Genomic DNA, 5001 nt, shown 5'->3' with positions numbered 1-5001 from the left:
CGGTCACCTGTCCCGGTGGGACGACGATCGCCGCGTGCCTGGAGCTGGAGCGGCACGGTGTCCGCGCCGCCGTCACCTTCCTGACCGTCGCCGAGGTCGCCTCGATGATGCGGGTCTCCAAGATGACCGTGTACCGCCTCGTGCACGCCGGTGAGCTCTCCGCCGTCCGCGTCGGCCGCTCGTTCCGCGTGCCGGAGCGCGCCGTGCAGGACTACCTGCGCGACGCCTACACCGACATCGCCTGAGCTACGACACCGTCGCCCCCCGGGCGACACCGCGGCCAGGTGCCGTCCCCCGGACGCACTGAGCCGCTGCGTCACGCCTGCGCGGACCCCTCCGGGCCCACTCGGCGTGACACCGCTCCGTCGAACCCGGTCCAGCCGCCCGTGGCAGCGTCGCCGCGGGGCGGCTCGGGTACGCTCGGTCGCCGAGCGACACCGGGGCGCACCCGGCGGTCGCGCTCGAGCTGTTCATTACGACGTCGGGAGCACCACGTGGGTTCGGTCATCAAGAAGCGGCGCAAGCGGATGGCGAAGAAGAAGCACCGCAAGCTGCTGAAGAAGACGCGCGTTCAGCGCCGCAACAAGAAGTGAGCTGACGCTCGTGCCGCCTGCGGTCGTCCTCGTCACCGGTGTGAGCCGGTGGCTGGGTGGCGCGCTGGCGGCCGAGCTCGCAGCCGATCCGTCGATCGAGCGGATCATCGGCGTGGACACGGTCCCGCCGTCACCGGAGATGCTGCGCCGGCTCGGCCGCACCGAGTTCGTGCGGGCCGACATCCGCAACCCGTTGATCGGCAAGGTCATCGCGGCGGCGGCGGTCGACACCGTGGTGCACATGAACATCAGCTCGACGCCGGCCGGATCCGGCGGCCGGGCGCCGATGAAGGAACTCAACGTCATCGGCACGATGCAGCTGCTCGCCGCGTGCCAGCGCGCGCCCACGGTCCGCCGGTTCGTCCTGAAGTCGACGACCGCCGTCTACGGCGCCTCGTCCCGCGACCCAGCGGTGTTCACCGAGTCCATGCAGGCGCGCCAGGTCCCTTCCGGCGGCTTCGCGAAGGACAGCGTCGACATCGAAGGCTACGTCCGCTCGTTCGCCCGCCGTCGCCCCGACGTGGACGTGGCCGTCCTGCGGTTCACGAACTTCATCGGTCCCCGGATCGACTCGCTGCTCACCGGTTTCCTCCGGATGCCGCTGGTGCCGACCGCACTCGGCTACGACGCCCGGGTCCAGCTCCTGCACGAGGACGACGCACTGGCCGTGCTGACGCGCGCGACCACCGGGGCGATCGCCGGCACGCTGAACGTCGGTGGAGAGGGGACGCTGCTGCTCTCGCAGGCCATCCGCCGGCTCGGCCGGGTCGAGGTGCCGCTGCCCTCGCCGACCCTGGGGTCGGTCGGCCGGCTCTCCCGCCGCTTCGGGTTCGTGGACTACTCCCCGGAGCAGATGCGCTTCCTCAACTTCGGTCGCGTCGTGGACACCACGCGGCTGCGCACCCAGTTCGGCTACACCCCCCGGTACACGACGGAGGCAGCCCTGGCCGACTACGCGCGCACCGTCGCCCCGGTGATCGACCCGCGCACGGTCCGATCGGTGACGAGCGGTCTCAGCTCGCTGATCAGCCGCGTCGGCGACACCGCCTCGGCCGTGGAGCGGCGGCTGCGCCCCACCCCGCCGCCCCCGGGCCTGCGGGCGGTTCGCGATGCCTGAGGCCCGCGTGATCCCGCTGCGCCCGGACGACGACGAGCCGTTCGTGCCGGTTCCGCCGCCGGCATGGGACGACCAGGTCGCCGGTGGGCTGGAGTTCCTGCGGCGCCGGCTGTCCGGTGAGTACGACACCGACGAGTTCGGCTTCGACCCGGACCTCGCCGACCACGTCCTCCTGCCGATCCTGCGGCCCTTCTTCCAGAAGTGGTTCCGGGTCGAGACCTTCGGCCTGGAGAACGTGCCCGCCGACAGCGGCGCGCTCGTCGTGGCCAACCACTCCGGCACGCTGCCGGTGGACGCGTTGATGACCACGGTCGCCCTGCACGACGAGCACCCGGCATCGCGCCGGTTCCGCCTGCTGGGCGCCGACCTGGTCTTCGACATCCCGCTGGCGGGGGCGCTCGCCCGCAAGCTGGGGGCGACGCTGGCGTGCAACGAGGACGCCGAGCGGCTGCTCACCGAGGGCGAGCTGGTGGGCGTCTTCCCCGAGGGCTTCAAGGGCATCGGCAAGCCGTTCCGTGACCGGTACACCCTGCAGCGCTTCGGCCGCGGCGGCTTCGTGTCGGCGGCGTTGCGTACCGGGGCGCCGATCATCCCGTGCGCCATCGTCGGGGCCGAGGAGATCTACCCGATGATCGGGAACGCGAAGACCGCGGCCCGGCTGTTCGGCCTGCCGTACTTCCCGATCACGCCGACGTTCCCGCTGCTGGGGCCACTGGGGCTGGTGCCGCTGCCGTCGAAGTGGCTGATCGCGTTCGGTGAGCCGATCGAGACCGCGTCGTACGGTCCGGCGGCGGCCGAGGACCCGATGCTGGTCTTCAACCTGACCGACCAGGTGCGCGAGACGATCCAGCACTCGCTCTACCAGCTCCTCCTCCGCCGCAATTCCGTCTTCGGCTGAGCCCCCGCCGAGCGGAGCCCGGAGGCCTCCCCGAGGCCGGCGCTGGGAGCGGGAGACGCTGGGTCGACCGCGGACAGCGCGGGTTGAGCCGCTCCACCGACTCCTGAGCGATGCCACGGCGCGGTCCGACGGGCGACGGCGCGGGTCGAGCCCCGCCACCGACTCCCCGAGGTATGCCACGGCCGGTGCAGGGCGCCGGCCGGAACGCCCGGGAGGTGACCGCAGCGGGGGCCGGGAGGGTCCCCGCCGAAGGTCAGGACCAGCTCAGCGCAGTTCGGGAACGGCTCCTGGCCGCGGTGCGTCCCGGAGGGGCGCGGATGTCACGGCCGCGGTGGTGGGCCGGAGGCTCACCAAGGGAACCGGTTCCGCCGGCGCAGCGCCAGCGCACCGCCGACGAGCCCGCCGGAGAGCGCCGCGGCGGCCACGGTGGGAACGCCGATCTTCGCGGCCTTCCGCCCGGTGCGGAAATCCCGGATGGTCCAGCCGCGCGCCTTGGCGGCGGCCCGCAGCTCGGTGTCGGGGTTGACGGCGACCGCGGTGCCGCACAGGGAGAGCATGGGCAGGTCGTTGGCCGAGTCGCTGTAGGCGGTGCAGCGGGAGAGGTCGAGGCCCTCGCGCTCGGCGAGCGCCAGCACGGCCTCGGCTTTGGCGGGCCCGTGCATCATCTCGCCGACCAGCCGCCCGGTGTACCGCCCGTCGACGATCTCGGAGACGGTGCCCAGGGCGCCGGTCAGCCCCAGCCGCTGGGCGATGATCGAGGCGAGCTCGACCGGCGTGGCGGTCACGAGCCAGACCCGCTGCCCGGCGTCGAGGTGCTTCTGCGCCAGGACCCGGGTGCCGGACCAGATGCGGTCGGCCATGAGCTCGTCGTAGATCTCCTCGCCTGCCTGCGAGATCTCGACGACCTCGCGGCCGGCCACGAAGGCCAGCGCGTTCTCGCGGATCGTGTGCATGTCGTCGGCGCTCTCGTTGCCGGCGATGCGGAACTTCGCCTGCTGCCACACGAAGCGGTAGAGGTCGCGGCTGGAGAAGTACTTGCGGGCGGCCAGTCCGCGGGCGAACCAGAACAGCGAGGCGCCCATCATCATGGTGTTGTCGACGTCGAAGAACGCGGCTCCGGTGAGATCCGGCTCGCGGACGGGTGGCGCGGTGACCTCGGCCGCGGCCGCCGAGGCCGCACCTGCGACGTGTGCCCGGGTCTCTTCGTCGGCCTCGACGACCGGGCGTCCGAGGCGGCGGCCCCGTACCGACAGTCGCGGCACTCCGACCTCCCTGCTCCCGGTACGCCCGGCGGCGTCCGATCCGACGAGTGCGACCCTAGCCGTATCCGCGGGGTCGGTTCAGGTCGTGGTCAGCAGTTCCCCACGGTGGCCAGCGGTGGCAGGCAGATCCGGATGGGGCCGGGCAGCGGCACGGCGACGGCAGGCGGTGTCGTCGTCGTCCGGGTGGCCGAGTCGCTCGGCACGCCGGGAAGGGGCAGGTTCGGTGCCGGCGGCACCGCACCCGCGGTCGGGAGGGTGTCCGCGGGCGGAACCGGCGTCGTGCCCGGCGTCGGCACGGCGGCGGGAGACCCGTTGCCGGTCGGGGAGGGGACGGCCGGTGCGGAGGGGATGACCGGCGTGGTGCTCGGCCCGGTGGCGACCGGCGGCAGAGCCGGCACCTCCTCGGGAGCCGGCGCCGGGGTCTCGGTGACGCAGAGACCCGGCACCGGACCGAGCGCGTCCTCGCCCACCGTGACCGGCCCGGAGGCACAGCCGAGGATGGTGGACAGGCCCGCGGTCCGGGTGTCGAGGGCCTGCAGCAGGTCGACGGAGCCGGCGAAGGCCGGCTCGGCGGGGCCGGGCATCTCGGCCCGCAGCGCCTCGAGACCGGAGGACTGGCGGTCCGTCCAGGCGGCGAGGTCCTCGAGGGTGTCGGCGTCGGCGGTCGCCACCGCGCGGGCGGTCAGGATCGCGGCGCCCTCGGTGGTCTGCCGGTCCATGGTGCGCAGCGTCTGCTCGACCAGCTCGGCATCGCCGGTCACCGTGCGCAGCTCGTCCAGGCGGGTGCTGGCGAGCTCCAGGAGGGTCTGTCCGCGGCTCTCACCGGCCAGGGCGAGCTGCGTCTGCTCGGTGCCGCGCTTGAGGTCGTAGAGGGGGTCGCCCGGCTGGGCGCCGGCGGCCACGGCGACCAGGGCGGCGAGGCCGGTCACGCCCACGGCGGCACCGGCGAGACCGGCGGTGAACCGGCCGCGCCAGCGCGACGGCGGCCGGTCGTCGGCCCGGGCGGCCAGCAGGCGGGAGACCAGGGGGTGGGGCGGTCTCTTCTATCTCTCTTACTATCCCGTCAAACACTACAAAGGAATACTCGGGGGTCGCCAGCACAATAAAAAAAAAAAACATGTCTGACAAACA

Annotated in this window: 6 protein-coding genes; 4 read left to right on the top strand and 2 right to left on the bottom strand. The window is 73.0% G+C overall.

All coding sequences use genetic code 11. The annotated features are described in order from the left end of the window. Nucleotides 1–26: 26 nt before the first annotated feature. From C5508_RS20810 to C5508_RS18790, 4 genes are all read left to right on the top strand, one after another. Entirely contained in the window at nucleotides 27–245 is a 219-nt protein-coding gene (locus tag C5508_RS20810) for a helix-turn-helix domain-containing protein (RefSeq protein ID WP_232797296.1), read from the top strand. Between the two features lie 249 nt (nucleotides 246–494). Continuing rightward, nucleotides 495–593: a 30S ribosomal protein bS22 gene (locus C5508_RS18800; protein ID WP_012854759.1), complete on the top strand. Its 99-nt coding sequence runs from the start codon at nucleotides 495–497 to the stop codon at nucleotides 591–593. A 10-nt stretch (nucleotides 594–603) separates the two neighbouring features. Beyond that, on the top strand, nucleotides 604–1710 hold the full coding sequence (locus C5508_RS18795) for an NAD-dependent epimerase/dehydratase family protein (protein WP_104526434.1): 1107 nt from the start codon (nucleotides 604–606) through the stop codon (nucleotides 1708–1710). Further along, nucleotides 1703–2608: a lysophospholipid acyltransferase family protein gene (locus C5508_RS18790; RefSeq protein WP_104526433.1), complete on the top strand. Its 906-nt coding sequence runs from the start codon at nucleotides 1703–1705 to the stop codon at nucleotides 2606–2608. The genes C5508_RS18795 and C5508_RS18790 overlap by 8 nt, the downstream gene beginning before the upstream one ends. Before the next feature lie 347 nt (nucleotides 2609–2955). Here C5508_RS18790 and C5508_RS18785 read toward each other — a convergent pair whose 3' ends face one another. Together C5508_RS18785 and C5508_RS19705 are read right to left on the bottom strand one after the other, a co-directional pair. Next, a complete protein-coding gene (locus C5508_RS18785) occupies nucleotides 2956–3870 on the bottom strand; it encodes an HAD family hydrolase (RefSeq protein WP_198598187.1) in 915 nt (304 codons plus the stop codon). Nucleotides 3871–3959: 89 nt separating this feature from the next. Further along, the gene (locus C5508_RS19705) at nucleotides 3960–4805 is read right to left on the bottom strand and encodes a DUF5667 domain-containing protein (RefSeq protein WP_157944152.1); all 846 of its coding nucleotides are present in this window, start codon (nucleotides 4803–4805) and stop codon (nucleotides 3960–3962) included. Nucleotides 4806–5001: the final 196 nt, after the last annotated feature.

Source organism: Blastococcus atacamensis (assembly GCF_002938425.1).
GTDB lineage: Bacteria > Actinomycetota > Actinomycetes > Mycobacteriales > Geodermatophilaceae > Blastococcus > Blastococcus atacamensis.
This window is presented reverse-complemented; position numbering and strand designations above follow the sequence as displayed.

Excerpts from the sequence above, each read along its gene's own strand:
- C5508_RS18790 (WP_104526433.1), top strand. The coding sequence starts at position 1,703 with ATGCCTGAGGCCCGCGTGATCCCGCTGCGCCCGGACGACGACGAGCCG.